This window comes from Halothiobacillus sp., assembly GCF_027346185.1.
Taxonomy (GTDB): Bacteria; Pseudomonadota; Gammaproteobacteria; order Halothiobacillales; family Halothiobacillaceae; genus Halothiobacillus.
This window is the reverse complement of the sequence record NZ_DAIESY010000153.1, coordinates 1-21542: the sequence shown is the minus strand read 5'-3', so window position 1 is coordinate 21542 and position 21542 is coordinate 1. Positions and strand designations below refer to the sequence as shown.

The 21542-nt window shown below is 55.6% G+C and carries 23 protein-coding genes; 8 read left to right on the top strand and 15 right to left on the bottom strand.

Annotated features, from left to right (window positions below; genetic code table 11):
* Nucleotides 1-44 precede the first annotated feature (44 nt).
* On the bottom strand, nt 45-191 hold the full coding sequence (locus tag M7R55_RS10950; protein WP_012825109.1) for a lmo0937 family membrane protein: 147 nt from the start codon (nt 189-191) through the stop codon (nt 45-47).
* Between the two features lie 132 nt (nt 192-323).
* Between M7R55_RS10950 and M7R55_RS10945 the strand changes: the two genes are divergently transcribed.
* The 3 genes from M7R55_RS10945 (at nt 324) to M7R55_RS10935 (ending at nt 1752) form a co-directional block, all read left to right on the top strand.
* Nucleotides 324-608, top strand: a complete 285-nt coding sequence (locus tag M7R55_RS10945) for a hypothetical protein (protein WP_298220482.1) — start codon at nt 324-326, stop codon at nt 606-608.
* 2 nt (nt 609-610) lie between these two features.
* Entirely contained in the window at nt 611-826 is a 216-nt protein-coding gene (locus M7R55_RS10940; protein ID WP_012825107.1) for a CsbD family protein, read from the top strand.
* Nucleotides 827-903: 77 nt separating this feature from the next.
* Complete coding sequence (locus M7R55_RS10935; RefSeq protein ID WP_298220478.1) at nt 904-1752, top strand: BON domain-containing protein; 849 nt, start codon at nt 904-906, stop codon at nt 1750-1752.
* A gap of 72 nt (nt 1753-1824) precedes the next feature.
* On the opposite strand, the gene M7R55_RS10930 is transcribed toward M7R55_RS10935, so the two are convergent.
* Entirely contained in the window at nt 1825-2577 is a 753-nt protein-coding gene (locus M7R55_RS10930; RefSeq protein ID WP_298220476.1) for a Crp/Fnr family transcriptional regulator, read from the bottom strand.
* 340 nt (nt 2578-2917) lie between these two features.
* Here M7R55_RS10930 and M7R55_RS10925 point away from each other — a divergent pair, with 340 nt between their 5' ends.
* The 4 genes from M7R55_RS10925 (at nt 2918) to M7R55_RS10910 (ending at nt 6976) form a co-directional block, all read left to right on the top strand.
* Complete coding sequence (locus M7R55_RS10925) at nt 2918-3130, top strand: glycine zipper 2TM domain-containing protein (RefSeq protein ID WP_298220474.1); 213 nt, start codon at nt 2918-2920, stop codon at nt 3128-3130.
* On the top strand, nt 3111-3410 hold the full coding sequence (locus tag M7R55_RS10920) for a hypothetical protein (protein ID WP_298220471.1): 300 nt from the start codon (nt 3111-3113) through the stop codon (nt 3408-3410). The genes M7R55_RS10925 and M7R55_RS10920 overlap by 20 nt, the downstream gene beginning before the upstream one ends.
* A 276-nt stretch (nt 3411-3686) precedes the next feature.
* Entirely contained in the window at nt 3687-5714 is a 2028-nt protein-coding gene (locus tag M7R55_RS10915) for an Ig-like domain-containing protein (protein WP_298220468.1), read from the top strand.
* A gap of 137 nt (nt 5715-5851) precedes the next feature.
* Nucleotides 5852-6976, top strand: coding sequence for an outer membrane beta-barrel protein (locus M7R55_RS10910; protein WP_298220465.1), 1125 nt, complete (start codon nt 5852-5854; stop codon nt 6974-6976).
* Between the two features lie 252 nt (nt 6977-7228).
* Here the strand turns inward: M7R55_RS10910 and M7R55_RS10905 are convergent, their stop codons facing one another.
* Nucleotides 7229-8215, bottom strand: coding sequence for a 2-hydroxyacid dehydrogenase (locus M7R55_RS10905; RefSeq protein WP_298220463.1), 987 nt, complete (start codon nt 8213-8215; stop codon nt 7229-7231).
* Nucleotides 8216-8413: 198 nt separating this feature from the next.
* On the opposite strand from M7R55_RS10905, the gene M7R55_RS10900 reads away from it, so the two are divergent.
* Entirely contained in the window at nt 8414-8620 is a 207-nt protein-coding gene (locus M7R55_RS10900) for a hypothetical protein (protein ID WP_298220461.1), read from the top strand.
* Nucleotides 8621-8644: 24 nt separating this feature from the next.
* On the opposite strand, the gene M7R55_RS10895 is transcribed toward M7R55_RS10900, so the two are convergent.
* The 12 genes from M7R55_RS10895 to glnE all read right to left on the bottom strand — a co-directional run.
* Complete coding sequence (locus M7R55_RS10895) at nt 8645-9097, bottom strand: 3-hydroxylacyl-ACP dehydratase (RefSeq protein WP_298220459.1); 453 nt, start codon at nt 9095-9097, stop codon at nt 8645-8647.
* Nucleotides 9094-11514 carry an MMPL family transporter gene (locus M7R55_RS10890; RefSeq protein ID WP_298220457.1) on the bottom strand — a complete coding sequence of 807 codons (2421 nt, stop codon included), beginning with the start codon at nt 11512-11514 and terminating at the stop codon, nt 9094-9096. The genes M7R55_RS10895 and M7R55_RS10890 overlap by 4 nt, the downstream gene beginning before the upstream one ends.
* Before the next feature lie 20 nt (nt 11515-11534).
* Nucleotides 11535-12137: a LolA-related protein gene (locus M7R55_RS10885; protein ID WP_298220455.1), complete on the bottom strand. Its 603-nt coding sequence runs from the start codon at nt 12135-12137 to the stop codon at nt 11535-11537.
* Nucleotides 12134-13078 (bottom strand): acyl-CoA synthetase, encoded by a 945-nt coding sequence (locus M7R55_RS10880; protein WP_298220453.1) that lies wholly within the window; start codon nt 13076-13078, stop codon nt 12134-12136. Before M7R55_RS10880 ends, M7R55_RS10885 begins: the two co-directional genes overlap by 4 nt.
* Nucleotides 13075-15018: an AMP-binding protein gene (locus tag M7R55_RS10875; RefSeq protein WP_298220451.1), complete on the bottom strand. Its 1944-nt coding sequence runs from the start codon at nt 15016-15018 to the stop codon at nt 13075-13077. The genes M7R55_RS10880 and M7R55_RS10875 overlap by 4 nt, the downstream gene beginning before the upstream one ends.
* An 8-nt stretch (nt 15019-15026) precedes the next feature.
* A complete protein-coding gene (locus tag M7R55_RS10870; RefSeq protein WP_298220449.1) occupies nt 15027-15725 on the bottom strand; it encodes a hypothetical protein in 699 nt (232 codons plus the stop codon).
* 8 nt (nt 15726-15733) lie between these two features.
* The gene (locus M7R55_RS10865; protein WP_298220447.1) at nt 15734-16018 is read right to left on the bottom strand and encodes a phosphopantetheine-binding protein; all 285 of its coding nucleotides are present in this window, start codon (nt 16016-16018) and stop codon (nt 15734-15736) included.
* 79 nt (nt 16019-16097) lie between these two features.
* Nucleotides 16098-17345 (bottom strand): beta-ketoacyl-[acyl-carrier-protein] synthase family protein, encoded by a 1248-nt coding sequence (locus tag M7R55_RS10860; RefSeq protein WP_298220446.1) that lies wholly within the window; start codon nt 17343-17345, stop codon nt 16098-16100.
* Nucleotides 17342-17590: a phosphopantetheine-binding protein gene (locus M7R55_RS10855; RefSeq protein WP_298220444.1), complete on the bottom strand. Its 249-nt coding sequence runs from the start codon at nt 17588-17590 to the stop codon at nt 17342-17344. The genes M7R55_RS10860 and M7R55_RS10855 overlap by 4 nt, the downstream gene beginning before the upstream one ends.
* 253 nt (nt 17591-17843) lie before the next feature.
* Entirely contained in the window at nt 17844-18374 is a 531-nt protein-coding gene (locus M7R55_RS10850) for an OmpH family outer membrane protein (protein ID WP_298220442.1), read from the bottom strand.
* A 108-nt stretch (nt 18375-18482) separates the two neighbouring features.
* Complete coding sequence (locus M7R55_RS10845) at nt 18483-18941, bottom strand: YaiI/YqxD family protein (RefSeq protein ID WP_298220440.1); 459 nt, start codon at nt 18939-18941, stop codon at nt 18483-18485.
* Nucleotides 18942-18953: 12 nt separating this feature from the next.
* A partial coding sequence (glnE, locus tag M7R55_RS10840; protein ID WP_298220438.1) for a bifunctional [glutamate--ammonia ligase]-adenylyl-L-tyrosine phosphorylase/[glutamate--ammonia-ligase] adenylyltransferase occupies nt 18954-21542 on the bottom strand: 2589 nt, incomplete at its 5' end.

Here is a 21542-nt window from a genome sequence, read left to right as displayed (position 1 = left end):
ACACAAGCGGCGCTTCCCTGAACCTGCCTAGTGTACTGGGATGGTTATATTCTGCGTCCCTGAATAACCCGCACCAAAATTACGATAATCGCAAAAATCAATAAAATATGGATAAACCCGCCCATGGTGTACGAGGTAACCAATCCCAGCGCCCAAAGAATCAAGAGCACAACCGCAATTGTTTCAAGCATAAATTTCTCCCATTTGATGATGATTGAACCCTACGCTACCGCACACCCGTGCTGTTGATCTGTGCGGTACCCCACCAACGCCTTTTATTTGGGACAGTATTTGGCGCTTATTAACGGAGCAAGTTTTTGTGCGTGCGCTGGCGTACAGACACCTTGTCCCAAGCAGCGCATCTTGAGTTGCCGATTAGCACACTTAAAACTGCCGGCAAAAGGAAGAATATGTCACCGCCCATCAAGGCTAATTTAGACCTCAATGGCTCCCCGCCCGATAAACCGGGGCACAGCACGCCCGTAGAGGCACATGTTAAGCCAGCCAAAACTGGCGTTGGCTTTCATTTGGCTAATCATTCTGTGCTTAAGCAATCCAATATGCCGCGCGCGTTACACGGTAAAAAATCCATTCAAGGAAAAAAATAATCATGAGCTTACCAACCAGTACAGAGCAATTAAAAGGCCAATGGAAACAACACGTCGGCGCCGCCAAAGTGGCATGGGGCAAGTTGACGGAAGATGAGTTTTTACAACTCGAAGGTCAACAAGACAAACTGACTGGGCTAATCCAAGAGCGTTATGCCATCAGCCGTGATGAGGCGCATAAACAAGTCAAAGATTTTATGGATAAACATAATTTCTAAACCTGATTTGGCCGAATTTAATATGGGTATTTGGTTTTTCCTTTACCCTTACTTCTAATTTAATACCGAGATAAAAAATGATTAAATCACACACGATTTTACGCTCATCTGTGTTGGCCATCGCTATAACATTGGCTTTAGGCTCATTAACAGGGGCGGCAAATGCCGAAGATACCGTAACCCAAAATATGGCCGATGTTCGCCAAGAAACCCAAATTTGGACAACCTATGCGTTAAGCCCGTATTTAAGGGCCAACGATTTACGCGTATCCGTTCAAAATGGCAAAGCCACATTAACCGGTACGGTGGATGACGGCGTAACTAAAGACCTCGCCACGCAAATTGCACTCGGGGTTGATGGCATTAAAGATGTCGATAACCAAATTGTAGTGAATGCCGATTTTGTGCCTCCGGCTCAGTCTACAACCCGCAGCTATGGCGAGGCTATTGATGATGCCTCCATCACAGCGGCGATTAAAGCCAAATTATTATGGAGCAAATATGCCAGCGGTTTGACCACGAGTGTTGAAACCAAGGCGGGCAGGGTGACCATAAACGGCACAGCCACCAGCAAACAGGCGAAAGAGGCCGCGCAAAACTTGGCCATGAATACTCAGGGCGTGCTGTCGGTTAATAATCAAATCAAGGTTGAAGCGTCCAAGCCGACGCTGGGCGATAAAACCAAAAGCGCGTTGAGCGATGCAGGCACTGCAATTTCGGATGCGTGGATTACAACCAAAGTAAATTCCACTTTTTTATATTCCAGCAATGTGCACAGCGGTGCTATTTCGGTTGCTACTAAAGATGGCGTAGTAAAACTCACTGGCAAAACACAAACGGGAGCCGAACGCGCCTTGGCTATTGAACTCGCCCAAAACGTGCAAGGCGTTAAACGGGTAGACGCAAAGGCGCTGACCCACAATTAAACGAATTGTGGTGGGTGGTAAAATCTACCACCCAGATCGCGTTGCAGGTTATTGCCCCCTATCAATCAGGCTTTATGCGCCAGCGCATGCTGCCTGATTAGCGACTGAATAGGGTAATAGCCGATCAGTTTCCGTTTTTACTACTGCATAGCACTCACAACTTTGTTGCTCTAACTTTTTGCGATTCAAAATAGTGATGTGCCCGCGGTGGTATTCAATAATACCGAGCTTTTGTAGCTTGCCCGCCGCTTCGGTCACGCCTTCACGGCGCACACCGAGCATATTGGCGATTAATTCTTGCGTCATGATAAGTTCATTGCCATTGAGCCGATCCATCGAAAGCAATAACCACCGGCATAATTGCTGAACAATCGAGTGATGGCGATTGCATACGGCTGTTTGCGCCATTTGGGTAAATAACGATTGCGTATACCGCAGCACCAATTCGAGCAAATCCCCATGTCGATGAAATTCCTCTTTGATTATTTTACCGCAAAGCCGATAGCCAAAACCCGCACTTTGCACTACGGCGCGATTAGTGACGCTATCGCCCCCCATAAATAAAGAAATACCCACCAACCCCTCATTGCCCACCACGGCAATCTCGGCCGAAGCGCCATTTTCCATCACATACAACAACGAAATGATCGCGTCGGTCGGAAAATAAACATACTGCTGGGTATCGCCTGATTCATAAAGCACTTGCCCCAATACCAGCGGGACTAACTCTAAATTGGGGTATAAGCGCTCATAGACCACTTTGGGAAACGCATTCAGCAAGCGGTTTTGGCAAAGATCGCTCTTTTTAGGTAGAAGGTTAGGCATGAATAAACACTCAATAATTTGCCCTCGCACGTTGCATCAGTAACGCAGAGGAATGATCGATTTAAGAAGCCGCACAACAGGCAAAAGCCTATTGAAAAATAATCTGTACCGCATCGTACTGATAAGCAAAGGAAAACCTGAATAATATTGGGTTTTCAGCCACCTGTCGTATTGATACCGCCGTTGAATTTCAAAACCGCAAAAACATCCCGCACGCCCTATGTGCGCCATCAGACAGACGCCCATTTTTTTTGGAACTATCCTCAAAAAATGTCCGAAATAGCCTTGTGCCAATTTCGGGACGCGCAAAAACAAACCGAATTTTACAGGAAATTACCTTATGTACCTCATTAAAAAAATCGCTTTATCTGCCGTAGCTGGCGCACTTGTGCTCAACATGGCCGGTTGTGCGGGTATGACGCAGCGTGATCAAAACACGGCCATTGGTGCCGGCGTTGGCGCGGTCGGTGGCTCTGTGCTCACCGGTGGCAGCGCACTTGGTACCGTCGGCGGCGCTGCCGTGGGCGGCGTGATTGGCAACCGAGTTCAATAACCACTCTTTATTTGGCATTTGTTACCCACAACTGGACACGGCCAAACCTTTTATTTTTAGCAAGGGAAACAAGGCGAATTTTATGAATAAAATCGGAAAAACAATCACCACTTTTGCCCTGACCGGCATGCTGATGGTCATGCTATCCGGCTGCAGCAAGCCTGAAGGCCCGGCTGAAAAAGCGGGCAAGGCGTTAGATGGCGCGGTCGATAAAACCGGGCAGCAAATCGAAAAGGCGGGCGACCAACTCCAAGACAAGAGCAACGGTACAACACCGTAAGCAAGCTTTATAGCCCCTCGTGCTGTGTGCACGCCTCAAACAACTGGCACCCGTTTGAAATTACCCATGGCGCCCCTTGTTGGGGCGTTGAAGGTACTGGGTATTTTCAAGCTCCGCACCAGGATTTTTAGCACTACGTGTGCTAACGCACAGAGTTTATCCACGTAAGTTGCAACACTCAGCAGCAAATAAACACACTGCGGCTTTTGCAAGTGCTTATTGAGCGCTGATGGGCTCCTGTCAACAATGACTATTAAGATTAAGAAAGGATTAAAAATGAAAAAATTTGAACGCTTTTACAAGCCATTGCCTTGGCTATCCGCCTTGGCGTTGACTACGTTACTGGCCGGTTGTGGCGGCGGTGGGCAAGCGCCCATTTTAGGCGCCGGTGGTGCTGTGCAAGCGCCAACTCCTGCTGTACCACCTGTCGTACCGCCTGTCGTACCGCCTGTCGTACCACCTGTTGTACCGCCTGTTGTGCCGCCTGTCGTACCGCCAGCACCGCCCACCGTAACCGCTGTCGCCCCCCTCAACAACGCCACGGGTGTGCCGGAAAATAACACACTGATTACCGCTGCATTTAGTGAGCCCATGGCAGCCATCACCGGTGGCGCAAGCTTCACTGTTACCTGTGCCGCGCCTTGTGTTAACCCCGTCGGTACAGTTACCCTCGATAGCACCAACCGGGTAGCAACGTTTGCATCACCCACCGATCTTACCGCTACAACCCAATATACGGCTACGGTGACCGGTGCCACGAGTTTGGCCTCAGGTTTAGCTTTAGCAGCCCCTTATGTGTGGCGCTTTACCACCGGGATCACGCCAGATACCACGCGCCCCAGCGTTATTAACACCGTACCGGTTACCACCATTCCGGGCCCAACCGCGAATGTTGCAGCAAATACGGCAATAACAGCGACTTTTTCAGAGGCGATGGCACCCGCGTCGATCACAGCCAACGGAACCTTTGGTTTAACCTGTGCTGCGCCTTGCGTTTCCCCTGTATTAGGTGTTGTCACGTACGATGTCGGGAGCAAAACGGCGATTTTCCGCCCCAATGCGGTGCTTGACAATGGCACAACCTACACGGGAACCATCACCACGACTGCAACCGATTTAGCCGGCAATGCTCTGGCGGGTAATCAAGCGCCCCTGCCGGCAGCCAGCAATTATGTTTGGCAATTTACGACTACCACACCCGATACCACACCGCCCACAATCGTGCTGGAAAATCCGGCTGATCAGGCTACTAATGTGGCACTGAATAGGCCTGTTAATGCCACATTTAGTGAGGCAATGGATCCGTTAACGCTGACGACGGCCAATTTCTCGCTCCAGGTGAGTGGCCCTCCAATCGGTACGCCGTTAACCGGCACCGTGAGTTATAACCCGCAAACCTTGGTTGCCTCGTTCACCCCCGCCAGTGACTTGCTTGCCAACACAACCTACACGGCAACCATTACCGGTGCCAAAGATTTAGCCGGTAACGCACTGGCACCCGGCAGCATGCCTAATCCATGGACGTTCACCACCGGCAACGGGCTTGCACCGGGCGCGGTTTCATTGGGTTCTGCCAGCACCTTTGGTAATTTGGGCGGCACGGCAGGCACGACTAATCAAGGCATCAATACCGTGATTAATGGGGATCTTGGCACGACGGCCACCACGACTTCCTCTGTGACCGGGTTTCATGATGCGCTCGATATTTATACCGAAACCGGCTCAAATATCGGCACGGTTAACGGTAAAATTTATACCTGCACCACATCGACCACCGGCCCTACGGCTGTGACGGTTAACCCAACCTCATGCGACATTGCAACCCAAGCACTCAGCGATGCGCGAACAGCCTACAACAACCTAACCCCGGCCCTGCTGCCAGGCGGCCTTGATTTGGGTACAGATCAACTGGGCGGCTTAACCTTGGCACCGGGTATTTACAAGTCCGCAACAGGCTCCTACCAAATCACCGGCTCTAATCTCACATTAGATGGCCAAGGTGATGCAAATGCGGTGTGGGTATTCCAGATGGCCAGCACATTGACCGTTGGCGGCCCCGGCTTACCCATGAGCGTTCAGCTGATTAACGGCGCGCAAGCCAAAAATGTGTTTTGGCAAGTGGGTAGCTCAGCCACCATTAATGCGGCAGGCGGCGGCACCATGGTGGGGAATATCCTTACCTATGCCGGTGTTTCATTCTCCACGGCCGGCAATGTGGCCCGAGTGACGCTTAATGGCCGTGCGGTAGGATTAAATGCATCGCTCACCATGACCAATACCGTGATTAATGTACCCGCGCCTTAACAGACAAAATTAGTCTCAATATTGAGCCCGTGGTGTGCCCATGGGCTCAATGAGGCATGGAGCAAAACCATGAATAACAACCCATTACCCGAGATCACTGCATTGATTCAATGCATAACATCCGCTAGGAGCAAAAAATGAAACTAAGACAAGTTAAAGACAGCCAAATAACGGCTACTTTGAGTTTATTGGTCATCGCCATGATGGCAGGCCCGATGGCCGTGGCAGATGATTCTGGCTGGTACATTGGTGCCAATGCAGGTCAATCACGCGCGACGATCGACAATGACCGCATCACGCGCAATCTTTTGGGCTCGGGCTTCACCACAAACGCCCTCACCAATGATGATCGCGACATCGGCTACAAGTTGTACGGGGGTTATCAGTTCAATCGCTATTTCGCCCTGGAAGGTGGCTACTTTAATTTGGGCAAATTCGGGTATACGGCCTACACCACACCACAAGGCAGTTTAACCGGCGAGATTAAACTCCAAGGTGTGAACTTAGATGTGGTGGGTTTGTGGCCCATTACCGACAAGTTTTCGCTATTTGGCCGAGTCGGTGTGAACTATGCCAAGGCGCAGGATCAATTTGTCGGCACCGGTGCCGTGCTGGTGACTAACCCAAGCCCAAGCGCGCGCGATACCAATTACAAGTTTGGCGTGGGGGCGCAATACGCCCTGACCGAATCATTGGATGTGCGCGCTGAAGTCGAACGCTACCGGATTAACGACGCGGTCGGCAATAAAGGGGATATTGATTTAATCTCGGCGGGCCTGGTCTATCGTTTTGGCCAGAAAGCCCGCGAACCGGCTTTGGTACCCGTGGCAGCCGCTCCGCTTGCCGCAATCCCGGCTCACGTGGTTGAGCAACAAGAACCCAAGAAAGTGACGCTCAGTGCCGATTCACTGTTTGATTTCAATAAATCGGTTGTAAAACCAGCAGGTAAGCGGGAGCTTGATCAATTGGCTCGCGATTTAAATGGCACTGATTATGATCAAATCATGGTCATCGGCCACACGGATCGAATTGGCTCCCATGCTTATAATTTGAAGCTTTCAACCCGTCGCGCCGAAGCGGTTAAAGATTATCTGATTAGCTCCGGACAAATCCCTGCCCATAAAATCAGCGCCAAAGGCGTTGATGGTGCGGACCCCGTGACCAAACCAGGCGATTGCGTGGGCTCAAAAGCCACCCCTGCGCTCATTGCCTGCCTACAACCCGATCGCCGGGTTGAAGTGGATGTTTCCGGTACGAAATAAGCGCGGATCGCATCTGCCCGAGTGCGGGCAATTTTTGCCTCTTATTTTTAAGGGCACATCGAAAAACCTTTCGATGTGCCCTTAATTTATAAGGCCGTGCCCGTGTTCTACCCATCCCATCCCATCACGCACAACTCAAGGCGCATAGCCTCGCGAGCGAATCTGAGCCCTGCGGCGAAAAGGGAATCTCTGAACGCGGGCTTACGCCTGCTTCGCAAGCTGGCGCGCGGGCCGATCACGGATGGCTTGTGTTTACAGGCGATTCGGGCAGAGCTCACCCGCTTCAACCTGCTTGAGATTGTTCAGCGTGGTCTTCGCAATGGCGTCGATCGCCTCTCGGGTGAAAAACCCCTGATGGGCGGTAACCAGTACATTGGGGAATGTCATCAGGCGTTCAAGCACATCATCCTGAATGATCTCCTCGGAGTGATCTTCGAAGAACAGATTTTCTTCCTGTTCGTACACATCCAGACCCAGCGCCCCGATGTGGCCGCGCTTGAGCGCTGCGATCACTGCACGGGTGTCGATCAAAGCCCCGCGACCCGTATTGATCAGCATGGCACCGCACTTCATCTTGCCGATGGCCTTCGAATCGATGAGGTGGCGTGTTTCCTCACTGAGCGGGCAGTGCAGGCTGATGATGTCGCTTTGCGGCAGTAGTTCATCCAGCGAGACATACCGCACGCCCAGCGCCTTGCATTCATCGTTCGGATACAGATCGTATGCAAGCACGGTGCAGCCGAAGCCGATCATGATGCGGGCCAGTACGGTGCCGATGCGCCCGGTGCCAACGATGCCGACCTTCTTGCCGTTCATATCGAACCCGAGCAGGCCATTGAGCGCGAAATTGCCTTCGCGCACCCGGTTATAGGCCCGATGGGTATGGCGGTTGAGCGTCAGCATCATCGCCACCGCGTGCTCGGCCACGGCATAAGGCGAGTACGCCGGTACCCGCACCACTTCAATGCCCACTTCATGCGCGGCGGGCAGATCGACGTTGTTGAAGCCGGCACAACGCAGAGCGACGGCCTTGACGCCCCGTCCCACCAGACAGCGCAGCAGATGCGCGTCGATCTGATCGTGCACGAACACACAGACGGCCTCCGCATTTTCTGCCAGGCTGCATGTTTGGGGATTTAGTGCCGCTTCAAAGAATTGCAGTTCATGCGCGAATGCCGCATTGGCACGGGTCAGGCTTTCCTGGTCGTAGGGTTTGCTACTGAATACGGCAACACGCATGGCGAACTCCTGCTAATGCCACAGTGGCACTCGCTTTGAGGGTGATTAGAGAAAAACCAAGGAAGAAAATGACAAGATCAAACAACGTACACGTAGCGAATACGACGACTTTATCGCAGACAAGAGGAAAGAGTGAAGATGCAAAAAGGCGACACGAGCAGGTCGCTGTTCATTCTGCACATCTTTGGGAGGTGCTGTATGCATCAACGAATCGTGGTTTTGGGCGTGCTCAGCCTGGTTACGCTGGTCAGCGGATGCTCGTCGGCGGCATGGTATTCGGCAGGACAATCCTACCAGAGGAACGAGTGCCTCAAAGTGCCGAATCAGGCCGAGCGGGAACGCTGTTTGGATAATGCGAACACCGACTACAACACGTATACGAAAGAAACATCGCCAGCACCTTGAGCGACCGGTGAGCAGGTTGGTCGCCTAGGCGTCCAGAATCACGCTGGCTTCGCCTTCGAGCAGCAACTGATCACCGCAACGGATTTCAAAGCCATAACGCACCACTCTCTCATCGCCCATGAGACGCTCGGCCGTGATGCGAAGCGTATCCGGGCAGTCGTCCAGTCGTTCGGCATGCAGGGTGATGCGTTGCACACGGGTGATCATGCCTTTTTTCGGCGCGGTTTCACGAGCAGCGATCAGCGAGCCGTGCACCGCCATGGCTTGTGCGGCGTATTCGATGCCGATGGCGGCACCCAGGCGATTATTCCGGCGCAAGGGGTTGTCTGCCGTTTGGTGACTGATCGCACTGCATTCGATTTTCTGCTCGTCCCAGTCGATTACCCGATCCAGCAGGCACATGCTGCCCTGATGCGGAATGCGCGCGGCAATCTCTTGGTGATCCAATGTCCGGTTCTGCGCTTGTGCATTCGTCATGCGGGCTTCTCCGCTGCGTTGGGTTTGGCGAACGCGGCGGCCACCACCAAAGCCAGAAAAGCACCCGGTGCGACGGTACTGCCGAAGGCGTGCAGGATCGGTAGTTGTGAGAAGGCAAGCGTGCCGAAGGCGATGACCGTGGTGAGGTTGGCCAGTAGCAGCGAGGCGAGCGTCTGGTGATCCGGCGCCTTGTTCTGATTGAAGAACAGGGCGTAGTTGGAGCCGATGGCGACGATCAGCAGCAGGCCGACGAGATTGAGGATATTGAGTTTTTCACCGGCCAGATTCAGCCCAGCCATCACGAGTACCACGGCTACCAGCAGCGGCAGCAGCACACGGATCAATCGAGCCGGATGCCGCAACACGAAGCCCAAGAGAATGACGATGCCGAGCAAGCCCGCCAGCGACAACGTAATGGTATTGTTCAGGTAGCTGTTGAACAGGCGGCTGGATTCTGCGTCTTTATCCACGAACAGGGCATCGGATACGCCGCTCGATTTGAGCGCGGCCGTGATGAGCGCTGTGTCGAGTTGGCCATCAGTGGGCTTGTCGGCATCGGGACTACCGACAGACGGGACATACAGGCGAATCAGAGCCAGCCACTGACCGTTTTGCTTTTGCAGCAAGGCGTTGACGGCAAGACCGAACGAAGTCCCTTCAAGGTCGGCTGGCGTCAGAGGTATTTGCTTGCGGGCCTGCTCGACGGCATCAACAAACGGTTTGAGCTTGCTGGCATGAATGGGCAGGCCCTGAACGGCGGCATCCAGTCGCTCTGTAAGGGTGGTTCGGTCGGGCAGTGCCTGCTGGCGCGCGCGCTGGGTTGCGACACTGGGCAGGAATTTCGCCGGGCTATCGAAACGGCTGAGGACGCCCTGCTTGATGAGCGGTTCGAGGGCCGCATCGATGCGTTCGGCTGCGGCCAGCGCCGCTTGCTCGTTGGGCGCCTGGGCGACGATGAAGTAACGCGCGTCATCGGCATTCATGTCGGCGCGCAGTTCTTCATCCATCGCTTGTGCCTGTGCGGAAATGGGATTCAAACCCGAAAGGCCGGTTTGCCAGATCGCATCGTGCCGCCATATCAGCAACACAAAGCCCGCGAACGCCAACAGCACGAATCCCCAGCGCAGGGCTTGTATGGCGCGAAATACAGGTGCCATCAGCCGCCCGATACCCGCAAGCGAATGTCGGTTGAGTCGGGCCGTACCTAAATGCGGCAGCACGAACCGTGTCACCAATGCGGCAGTCGTCAAACCGGCAATCGAATACAAGCCGATTTGCGCCAGGCCGGGGAAACCCGAAAACAACAGCGCGGCAAAGCCGGTTATTGATGTGAGTACACCAAGGCGGATGGTCGGCCAGAAGCGTTCCATTCCCTTAGATCGGCCCGCAGATCGAAATGCTGAGCCCTCGTTCGATGCGTTCTGCGTCTGGATGAAGTAATAGATCGAGTAGTCGATGGCTTCCCCGATCAGGGTGGTGCCAAACCCGATGGTGATGCCGTGCACAGTGCCAAAACCGAGGCTGACGGTCGCAATCGCCACGGCAATACCGGTCAATACCGGCAGCAGCCCCAGAACCAGCATGGAAACCGAGCGATACGCCAGCAAAAGCAGCAACAGGATGGCCACACTGCCGATGATGCTGAATCGCTCCACATCGGATTTGATCAACTGACGGGCATCCACCGAAAACACGGGCGCGCCGGAAACCAGCAGGCGCAGCGATGACCAGTCCGGGTGCGCCGTGATGACGCTCGAAAAACCCGCATGGACAGCGTCTATGGCGCGTGCCATGGCATCGGTATCGGCTCCGGCTGCGCGGGTTTGCAGCATCATCAACGCCCGTTTGCCATCGGGTGACACCCAAACGCCGTTCTGACTGCGTGGGGCTTGATCCGTAGCCGTGTTCTGGCCGAGCTGGCCGACGATGGCGAAGGTTTCGGCGGTGGGGTCGCGGGTAAAAATCGTTTGCGAGAACACGCCGAAGGGCGAAGCCAGCAAATCGATGCCATTGGCGATGGCGTCGTGCAGGCCCGCTACGGTGAAGCGCTCAGGCGTAATTTCCGGGCTGAGCAGATAACGGTGATCGAACAGCAGGGTTTTATCTTGGTCACGGGTGGGCGTATCCCCATTGCGTACGACGGTAAACAAATCGGATTGCTGCAAAGCGTTTCCCAACGCCTGAGAGGCGGCTGCGCGCGTGGCGGCATCACCGCCTTCAATCCCGATGAGAATCATGCGCGAAATGGCGCCATCCTTGATTTGATCGACCAAAAACGCCTGTGCGGCGGTGGGATGTTCGGGCAGGAATGCCGACATATCCGCCGTGAAGCGGGTGTGCAGGATGACCGCGAGGCTCAGGGCCAATATCAATAACCACAGGCCGATAACGGGCGCACGCCGTTCTGTCCAACTCATTTTTCCAGGGGTTTGGCGATTCATGGGCTGGTTGGGATGGCAGGCAGAAGCGTCATGACCGAGCGGTCGTCGTTGCTCTGATCGTATTCGATCGTTTGCAGTTGATCACCCGAACCGTTCACGCTGATGCTCTTGATCAGGCTCTGAATACGCGGGTCGGTGGGAAGGAGCAGCAATACCCAACGCGCGCGGTCGCCGCTGAGTTTCAATACATAGCTTTTTCGCAGCAGCGCGGCATTGCCATTGAGCAAGCCACGGATGCTGTTGGCGTAGGCCGTGGCCTCCGGGTGCTCGGCCAGATTCAGCGTGTAGGTCTGCCCTTGACGCGTGTAGGTGAGCTTATCGCCTTCGATGGTCATGCGTTCATCACGCGGGGCCGTGGTGTGCTTTTCCAGATAGTCGGGCGGACGGAACGTGAGCGTGCCCTCCGAAAGCAGCGGGGTATCGAGCACGCCGATGAATTTTTGTTCAGTAAAACGCGCTTCGCCCTGACGATGCTCCGCCAGCGCGTGCAGCACCGACTCGGGCGTCCAATCCAGCGATGGGGCGGCAAAAGCCAGGGTTGCGCCTTGGACTAGGCCATGAAACAGGAGAAACAAGAGATAAAGGGTTCGGCGCATCATTCGGCAGGCTCTTTGTCGGGCGTATTTGTTCGGGCGTGATCAGACGAGGAATCATCCGACCAGAAATCGTAAAAGTTGAACCAATTGTATGGGGCTTGCCGGCAGAGCGATTCGAGTATTTCGACATATCGATCCTGAGCCGCCAGGATGGCCGCATCCCGCCCTGCACGCGGGGTGTCGGAAAAATCGGCCAGTCGATCGAAATGCACGCGGTAGCGATTTTTGCCCAGATACAGACCGGCCATGAAATAGACCGGCTTTTTCAACAGGGCCGCGACACGGAACGGACCCAATGCGAACGCGGCGGGTTCACCCAGAAAAATACATGGGCGCAAGGTGTCCTGCGGCAGGCTTCGATCGGCCAACATGCCGACGAGATGGCCTTCTTCCAGACGTTCCTGCGCGGTGAGCATGGAGTCTACCTGTCCGAGGGGGATGATGTCGTTGGCGGCATCCGGGTTGACCAAGGCCAGCAGCGCATTGATCTTTCGGGCATTTTCTGGATACATCAACATACTCACGCGACGCCGGGCGTGTGTTTTTCCAACCGACCGCAAAGCCTCGAAGCTACCCATGTGTGCGCCGATCAGAATGGCGCCTTCGGGTGAGTCGAACCAGTGGCGATTGACGAATTCGATCTTAAACAGATCATCACGGCCATCCAGAAGATACACGCGATCATGCACCGTGCTGGCAAACGTGAAAATATGCCGGAATACTTCGATCAACCGTGCTGGCCGCCCGAACGCGCGCGCCAGATACTGACGCGATGCGCGCCTGGCCGCGGGCACGAACAACAAAAAATACAGCGAGATCGGGTAAAGCACCCAGCGGCTCACGCGGCGGCCCAGATGCCGCGAGAGCCACAACATCACGCGCAACATGAACTGGCTGCCCCGTTCGGGGCGCTGTTGCCATTCGATCTTGGCGGATGCGTTCATACGTGTTTCGCCTTGGCATCACTCGCCTCATCATTCTTTTGGCGACTCAACACGCCCGAGACGGCGACCGGGTTTGTTTCACCAGCGTGAAGATGCAATATAAATCGGCATCGGTCGGCTTCGGCCTGCAAGTCCAACGTCACGCGGGCATCCGGCAACACGGGATGCGCAAACTTGGCCTGTTCGATACGCAAGCCCGCAGACGAAACCTGCCAATATGCGGCCACGCGCTCCACAACCCAATCCAGCAGCAAGGCGCCCGGCACCAGCGGATGGCCGGGGAAATGGCCTGCAAATACGGGATGATCGGCCGGAATCCGCCATGAGGTTTGATCTTTGGGTGCCAGAGCCGCGAGATGCTGATCAAGGATGGCCTGCAAGGCGATTTGCGGCAGTTTGCCGGTCGCGTTATAGGGCAAGTTTTCTACCAAAATGAGGGGACGGGGCAGAAATACCGGGTCGAGCCGATCACGCAATGCGGACAGAATATCCGCCGCACGCAACCTGGGGGCCACAACCACGGCGCACAATCGCGTGATGACCTGGTCTTTTCCGCCCCGATTTTTTCCAGCTCGATCTTTCCTGGCCTGATTTTTCTTGGGCTCGGGCAGGAAAAATACCCCGTCGGTTACGCCTTCAACGGCCTTGATCTGGGCCGTGAGGTAATTGAGCGAACTGCGCTTGCCCGCTATATTGACCTGATCGGCAACGCGCCCCAGCAAATCAAACCGACCATCCGCCCGCAGATGGATACGATCGGACAACATTACCGGCACTTCGATGTGTTCGCCGTTGGCGATAAACAATTCATCATTCTCATCCGTGTGAGCTTTGGTCAGCGTGATGCCCGGAAACAAAGTCCATGCCGTCGATTGCGTCGTGCGTCGGTTGGCAATCTGCCCGGTTTCCGTACTGCCGTAGATTTCATACAAGGGCGCGCCGGTAACATGCTCGGCCCGCTCGGCCAGCTCGGCTGAAAGAGGGGCCGTGGCCAGAAGCAGGCGGTCAATTCTGGGCAGCGCGATTTGTGCATCCAGCAGGGCCTGCAAATGGAACGGCGTAGTCACGAGCATACGCGGCTCGGGCATGGCATCGAGCGCAGCAACGATATCCGCCGGATAAAACGGCTTGCCGGACCACAGCGGGCAGCGCCCAATCAGGCAAAGCAGCACCAGCGATTCGAAACCGAACATGTGCTGCGGCGGTACGGTGCCAACCAGACTCACGGGGCTGGAAATCCCCAACTGCTGAAGGGCGGCCTCGACGTTCCGCACCAGTTTGCCCCAGGTTTTATTGTGGGGCATCGGCAGGCCGGTCGAGCCGCTGGTGAAGACCTGGGCCACGACATGCTCAGGTTTAATCTTAGGGCACCTCGAAAAACCTACTGCGCGACCCGATTGCTGCGTTGGGCGGTGCTCGCTTCCTCGCCTATCTATTTGATATGTCTCGGTCGCTGCGCTCCGTCCGCCTTGCACTCGGGCCGCTCGTGACGGTTTTTCGAGGTGCCCCTTAACCGATTCAGCCAAAAAATCCGGCGACGGCTCTCGATGACAGCGATTTGCCAAAGAAAGATGATCCAAGGAAAGGTGAGCCAAGGAAAGATGGGGATAAGGAAACGGCCAGTCGTCGTGATCGTGCAGACAAAGTGCGTCAGGCGTGTCGATAAAAATCTGACGGAGTGTTTCGCCCGTAAAGGTCGAGGGCAGAAGATTGGTTTTCCCGGCGAGGATCGTGGCGGCGAAACCCACCATAAAACGATAGCGATCCTGACAAAGATTGACGATGGGGTGATGCACGACCGGCCCGGTCGTCAAATCAACAGCCAGCGCCTGCGCATCGGCCATGAACTGCCGTGCTGTGATGGCACTTGTATCGCCGCCCTGCTGACGGTAGAGCAGGATCTGATCGGGATCGGCAAAAACCAGCGGTAACGAATTCATCAACGCGTTCATTTGGACGTCGGGGTGTCCGCAGGCGCGTTTTGATACTTGCTTTGGGTGCGGCGAGCCAGCACAGAACGGCGATAGGCACGAAAGGCACTCAGCGGGCCGAGCTGATCTTCCGGCGGCAGAATGCGGCGGCGCACCAGGTATTCCGCCCCGAACATCAGCACCAACAGCGGCAGCGTGAGGCTATTGGCAAAAATGGACCATATCGTGATGGGCGCGAACTGATAAAAGAGGATCGAAATGGTCGCCATTGCGAAGAAAAAAATCGTCCATGCCTGCGTCACGCGCGTCGTGTACTGCACCAGCAGCGGCGTCATGCGGGGATGCAGCACACATGCGAATTGCGTACATACAGGTTGGCGATTGCGCCACAAGCTGCGACCGAACCAGAACCCCAGAAGCAGGTTCGCCGTGAGGTGTTGCAACAGATAGATCAGACTGATCCGCGCCTGAAGTTGCGGCAACAGCAGCACGCCGCCGAGAACGATCAACGCGGCGACCGCCAGCGCGATTCTCTTTCCCGATGTATGCCAAAGCACATCCAGCAGAATCAGGGTGATCGGCAGGAAAGCCAGCACGACCACCGCGGCGGAAACGTCGGCCTTGGGACTCAGAACATTGGCCAAAAACAGATCGAGCCCCAAAAGGAGCAGGATCAGCGTGGCCTTGATGCGACCGAACAGAACGTCGCGCGACATGATTTGACTTAACAGCTGCGATGCTCGGCGATGTGCTGCGCCAAGTGTCGGAGTGAAGAAAAAATCCGCGTGTTGTTCTCGTCGTCGCTGCGCAGAGCAAAACCGTAACGCTTGGACACCATCATGGCGATTTCAAGAATGTCGATGGAGTCAAGCCCGAGACCCTGCCCAAATAAGGGGTCATCAGCATCGATTTCCGCCGCACTGACTTCCAGATTAAGCCCATCGACAATCAGATTCGCCAGCTCATCAATCAGTGCTTGATCCAGAATTTTTTGGCTTTCTTCGGTCATTTCAATTGATCCATTTGTATTTTCTGGGCGAATTATAAGTTGATTCGCCTATCGATTTTCGAATCATTGTCCGAACCAATCATTTACAGGCCTTGAACGCCAGAACCGCATTACTGCCGCCAAACGCGAACGAACTGCACAATGCCGCCCGCAGGTCGCTACCCTGTTCGGCTTGAGTCACATGCCGCACACCCGCACACGCTGGGTCGATGGCATCCAGATGAGCGGTGGGAGGAATGGCATCCTGTTGAAGCGCGAGCACCGTGATCAGCGCCTCGATGGCACCCGTCGCGCCCATTACATGGCCATGCATGGATTTGGTCGCGCTCACGGGCAGATGTTCGGCATGGGCGCCGAATACGGTTTTCAACGCCTGTATTTCCGTCGCGTCGCCTTCACGTGTCGCCGTCCCATGGGCATTGACATAACAGATGTCTTCCGGCGCCAGATTGGCCTGATCAAGCGCCTGCTGCAAGGCACGAACCTGCCCGCGCGCATCCGGTCGCACGAGATGGCTGTGATCGCAACTCGCGCCAAACCCGCTCATTTCGGCCAGAATCAGTGCACCGCGCGCCACGGCATGATCCCAGTCTTCCAGCACCAGTGCGGCGGCACCCTCGGCCAGCACCAGTCCACGACGATCGGGGTGAAACGGGCGGCAGGCACGGTACGCCGTATCACGATCGCCCGGCGCCAGAACACGCATCGCCTCCCAGGCGCGCACGACGGCATAGGCCAGGGGTGTATCGGAACCGCCGGTCAGCATGATTTTCGCGTCACCGTAACGGATACGGTTGAATGCCTCACCGATCGCAGCCGCTGCCGAGGCGCAGGCCACGGTGTAGGTCAGACAGGAATTGCCCAAGCCCAGAGCAATACCGATTTGCGCCGAGGCGGCATTGTTCATGCCCTGCACGACCGACAGGGGCGAGACGCGCTCCTGTCCATTCTGCCAAAGGTCGCGATAGCCCCGCTCGTAAGCCAGTGTGCCACCGAGCGCCGAGCCCCAGGCCACGCCCGCATCGGTATTTTCATCATCGGCACCGGGCGCAAATCCGGCATGTGCCCATGCCTCGAAGGCGGCGGCCATACCCAGTTGCGTATACCGATCCATGGTGCTGATCATATGTTTGGGGATGCGTTCGGCCGGATCGAAATCGGCACAGCGCACCGCAGGCACCGAAAGCCCGCGCGGTGCATCATCGGTTTCGTAGAGGGCAACGGCCGACTCGCCCGCCAGCATCCGCGTGAAAAAATCCTGTGTGCTGCCGCCGAACGGGCTGACCATGCCTAGCCCGGTTACCGCCACGCGATGCGGCCGCGTCACGATGGTTTGGCTTCGGCTTGCTGGCGGAATCGGGCGATCAGATTCAACAAATCCTGAACCGTTTCAGGCGTTTGCGTATCATTCGGAATGCTGACGCCATATTGTTCCTCGAACTCGAAAATCAACTCCAGCAAGGTGAACGAATCGATTCCAAGCATTTCGAGACGGGCGTCTGGCGTGACAAGCGACGGATCTGTCTGCGTCCGTTCCTGCAGAAAATCACGAATCAGTTGAATGGCTTCCATAGTTTTTTCTTGACCAAAAGGTGTTCGGTTTCAATCTCCGGTCTGCACCATGTCGGGTACGAAACAGGAGCCGTCCACACATAGTACCGCACTGGGTGCTCAGGGAAAGTCTGCACAAATGCAAATCCCTTCTAAATCCACCTCTTTCCCCTCTTTTACAAGGGGGTGGCGCGCTTGTTCAAAAAGAGGAGACTGATTCTACCCCTCTTCGAAAAAGGGGAGCAGAGGGGATTTGCCGACTCAGGATTTACACCTATTGTTTACCTTGGGCCTGTTGCTTCAAGCGCTCAGCCACCAGCTTGGTAATGTCCACGGAAGGCACGGCATAAACCACCCCATCGGAAAGCACCAGTTGATAACCATTCGCCTTGGCGACGTCCTTGATTGCCCGCAATACAGCCTGCTGCAATTTTCCCAGCGCCTCGTTCTTCTTTAGATTGAGATCGTCCTGGAAATCGCTTTGCATTTGCTGGATGCGGAGAATTTTTTGATCCAGCTGCTGGCGCAACGTGCTGCGTTCGGTTTCGTCCATACTCGACCCACCGCTATCTAGCCGCCCTTGCAACGTTTGCGCCTGCTTCTGCAGTGCACGAATCTCCCGCTCACGAGGAGAAAACGCCCGTTCCAGCTCTTGCTTGGCGATTTTCGCCTGTGGCGCCTGCTCCAGTAACGCCACCGAATTGACATACCCTACCTTGATCGGCGCGGCCAAGACTTCGGCCTGGGTGGACGCCGCGAACAGAAAAACCAGCACCGATAAACCATAACGCACCGCGCGGCCCATAGCAGAACTCCTGATACTCACCATAAAAAGCCACCTCGAACGAGAGGAGAGAAATAGTCCAAAGACAGCCTATCAAATTTGGTTGGATCAACGCCCGTGTATTTTGTTTCAGGCCGAACCGGAACGGGACAGTAAAATTTTATCCAGTGCATTGGCGAATGCCTGTCGATCCGACTGATTCAGCTTGGCCGGACCACCCGTATTCACGCCGGATTCGCGCAGGGATTCCATGAAATGACGCATGGAGAGGCGACTTTTGATCGAATCGGGCGTGTAGCGCTCGCCACGAGGATTAAGCGCCAACCCGCCCTTTTCGATCACCTCAGCGGCCAGCGGAATATCCTGAGTGATGACCAGATCACCGGCCGACAACCGGCGCACGATTTCATTGTCGGCAACATCAAATCCGCCAGCCACCTGAATGAAGCGCACGGTTGATGCGCCGCGCGGAATAGCCAGTGGCTGGTTGGCCACCAGGGTCATCGACAACCCCGTGCGTGCGGCCGCACGAAACAGGATCTCCTTGACCACCACGGGACAGGCATCGGCATCAACCCAGATATGCATGCGATGTCCTTTCTATAACTTGAAAATCTGTTGCCATGCGGCCAGCACGACGGCCCGCTCTTCGGCAAACTCGGCACAGGGTACTTCCAGCGACTGTTTGTTCAGGGTCCGCCGATGCGACGTGTTGCGCAAACGCTGATAGGCCGACACCAGTTGTTCGCTCCGTACCCCATCCAGCAAACCGGCCTCGGCCAGCGCCCGTAACTGGCGGATATTATCCGTATGCGCCACGATTGGTGGGTGTTCGTGCGCATGGCGCAGCAACAGGTACTGCACCATGAACTCGATATCGGTGATGCCGCCGATCCCGCGTTTCAGATGGAATGTTTCGCCGACCTTGGTTTGCCTTTGTTCGGCGCGCATTTTCTGGCGCATGTCCAATACCGCCTCTTTCAGTGTGGCCGGATCGCGGGGCGCACATAGTGTGTCCCGGCGGATCGTCGCGAATCGCTCAGCGATCTGGCTCTGCCCAGTGATGAATCGCGCACGACACAAGGCCTGCGTTTCCCACAGCCAGGCGTGCTGCTTCTGGTACTGCTCAAACCCCTGCAGGCTGGATACCAGCAGGCCTCCCGCTCCATCCGGCCGCAGGCGCGTATCGACTTCATACAGCACACCCGATGGCGTACGGATGCTGAGGATATGGATGATTTTCTGCGCCAAACGGGCAAAGAAGAGCTGATTGTCGATCGGTTTGCTGCCCGTCGTCATCGCAGACGTATCGGAGGAATCGTGCAGGAATACCACATCGAGATCGGAGCCGTAACCCAATTCGATCCCGCCCAATTTGCCGTAGGCGATAATGGCAAATCCCGGTGTGTACTCGATACCCTGTGCATCCACCGCGCGTGGTTCACCGTGTCGCGCCACTATCTGTTGATAAGCCAGTTGCAGTACTTTTTCCAGCACCACTTCGGCAATCCAGGTCAGCTGATCGGAGACGCGCATCACCGGCAGAATGCCCATGACATCGGCCGCAGCGACCCGCAGCGTGGCCAGTTGCCGGAATCGTCGCAGTTCATCGAACTGGCGTTCCTCGTCATCGGGGAAACGCGCCAGAAAACCGGCAATTTCCTGTGACAGTTCCTGCACATTCGGCTGTCGGTACAGGTTGTCCGCATCAATCAGCTCATCAAGCAGAATCGGCTGCTGGCGCAAGAGCTCGGCGATCCAGGGACTGGCTGAACACAATTGCACCAGATGTTTAAGCGCCGCGGGCTGCTCGATCAACAAGGCCAGATACACCGATCGACTCAACACCGCATCGACCAGGGCAAGGACTGCGCGCAGCGTTTCGGCGCTGGCGCCATTGGCAGCCACCTCTTGCAACACGCTCGGCATCAGAAGATCCAGACGATGGTGAACTGTATCGCTGATCAATGGACGAAGACCACGCTTCCACGCCAACAAGGTATCGAGAATCGATTCAGAATCGTCGAACCCCTGCTTGCGCAACAGCCCCTCGGCCACTTCCGGCGTCAGATTGTTCAGCCAGATCTGCTGCATGGGCACTTCGTCCACGTTGTCGTCGCGCTGGGTTTGCAGAATCTCGCCAAAATGCCGATGAATACGCTCGCGGTGTCGATTCAACTCCGCCATGAAGTCCCCCCAGGAGGAATAGCCCATGGCCAATGCCAGACGCGCCTGATCCAGATTATCGAGGGGCAGGGTTTGCGTTTGTCGGTCATACATCATCTGCAGGCGATTTTCCGCACGGCGCAGAAAGTCATACCCCGACAGCAACTCGTCGATGATCTCTGATGACAGCTCCTTGAGCTCCCGCAACACCTCCAGCGTCGCCAGGATACTCCGGCCTTGCAGCTTCGGCTCGCGTCCACCACGCAAAAGCTGATACAACTGGCCGATAAACTCGATTTCTCGAATCCCGCCTGGCCCGAGTTTGATATTGTCGTGCATGCCCCGACGGTTCATTTCCCGTTCGATGGCCTTTTTCATGTCGCGCAACTGGGCGAAGGCGCCAAAATCCAGATATTTGCGATATACAAACGGCTTGAGCAGTGCCAGCAAGCGCGCGCCCGCCGCCTGATCACCCGCAATTACCCGCGCCTTAATCAGCGCATAACGTTCCCACTCGCGCCCAAGCGTCGTGTAATACTGCTCGGCGGCATCGAAACTCAGTGCCAGCGCGCCACCATCTCCGTGCGGCCGCAGGCGCATATCAACACGGAAGACAAACCCATCCTTCGTGACTTCATTCAGTGAACGGATCACGCGCTGTCCCAGTTTGATAAAGAACTCGCTGTTGGCAATGGATTTCGGGCCATCAGTTTCGCCCCCCTCCTCAAACAGGAACATCAGGTCGATATCCGAAGAATAGTTGAGCTCGTGCCCGCCCAACTTGCCCATGCCAAGCACCACCAAGTGCTGTTGCGCACCCTCGGCACCGCGGGGAACACCATGACGCGCCTGAAGCACGCGTTCATGCGCCGTCAGCGCCTGTTGCACGCACTGATCGGCTAAATCGGACAGATCGCGCAGGGTTTCCGTTGTCGGCGCAAGCCCACTCACATCCCGCCAGGCGATACGCAGCATTTCGGCTCGGCGAATGTAGCGCAATCGACGATCGAGATCCTCGATCGG

Coding starts and splice junctions, on each gene's coding strand:
- M7R55_RS10950 (WP_012825109.1), bottom strand. CDS start 191: ATGCTTGAAACAATTGCGGTTGTGCTCTTGATTCTTTGGGCGCTGGGA.
- M7R55_RS10940 (WP_012825107.1), top strand. CDS start 611: ATGAGCTTACCAACCAGTACAGAGCAATTAAAAGGCCAATGGAAACAA.
- M7R55_RS10935 (WP_298220478.1), top strand. CDS start 904: ATGATTAAATCACACACGATTTTACGCTCATCTGTGTTGGCCATCGCT.
- M7R55_RS10930 (WP_298220476.1), bottom strand. CDS start 2,577: ATGCCTAACCTTCTACCTAAAAAGAGCGATCTTTGCCAAAACCGCTTG.
- M7R55_RS10925 (WP_298220474.1), top strand. CDS start 2,918: ATGTACCTCATTAAAAAAATCGCTTTATCTGCCGTAGCTGGCGCACTT.
- M7R55_RS10915 (WP_298220468.1), top strand. CDS start 3,687: ATGAAAAAATTTGAACGCTTTTACAAGCCATTGCCTTGGCTATCCGCC.
- M7R55_RS10910 (WP_298220465.1), top strand. CDS start 5,852: ATGAAACTAAGACAAGTTAAAGACAGCCAAATAACGGCTACTTTGAGT.
- M7R55_RS10905 (WP_298220463.1), bottom strand. CDS start 8,215: ATGCGTGTTGCCGTATTCAGTAGCAAACCCTACGACCAGGAAAGCCTG.
- M7R55_RS10900 (WP_298220461.1), top strand. CDS start 8,414: ATGCATCAACGAATCGTGGTTTTGGGCGTGCTCAGCCTGGTTACGCTG.
- M7R55_RS10895 (WP_298220459.1), bottom strand. CDS start 9,097: ATGACGAATGCACAAGCGCAGAACCGGACATTGGATCACCAAGAGATT.
- M7R55_RS10890 (WP_298220457.1), bottom strand. CDS start 11,514: ATGAGTTGGACAGAACGGCGTGCGCCCGTTATCGGCCTGTGGTTATTG.
- M7R55_RS10885 (WP_298220455.1), bottom strand. CDS start 12,137: ATGATGCGCCGAACCCTTTATCTCTTGTTTCTCCTGTTTCATGGCCTA.
- M7R55_RS10880 (WP_298220453.1), bottom strand. CDS start 13,078: ATGAACGCATCCGCCAAGATCGAATGGCAACAGCGCCCCGAACGGGGC.
- M7R55_RS10875 (WP_298220451.1), bottom strand. CDS start 15,018: ATGAATTCGTTACCGCTGGTTTTTGCCGATCCCGATCAGATCCTGCTC.
- M7R55_RS10870 (WP_298220449.1), bottom strand. CDS start 15,725: ATGTCGCGCGACGTTCTGTTCGGTCGCATCAAGGCCACGCTGATCCTG.
- M7R55_RS10865 (WP_298220447.1), bottom strand. CDS start 16,018: ATGACCGAAGAAAGCCAAAAAATTCTGGATCAAGCACTGATTGATGAG.
- M7R55_RS10855 (WP_298220444.1), bottom strand. CDS start 17,590: ATGGAAGCCATTCAACTGATTCGTGATTTTCTGCAGGAACGGACGCAG.
- M7R55_RS10850 (WP_298220442.1), bottom strand. CDS start 18,374: ATGGGCCGCGCGGTGCGTTATGGTTTATCGGTGCTGGTTTTTCTGTTC.
- M7R55_RS10845 (WP_298220440.1), bottom strand. CDS start 18,941: ATGCATATCTGGGTTGATGCCGATGCCTGTCCCGTGGTGGTCAAGGAG.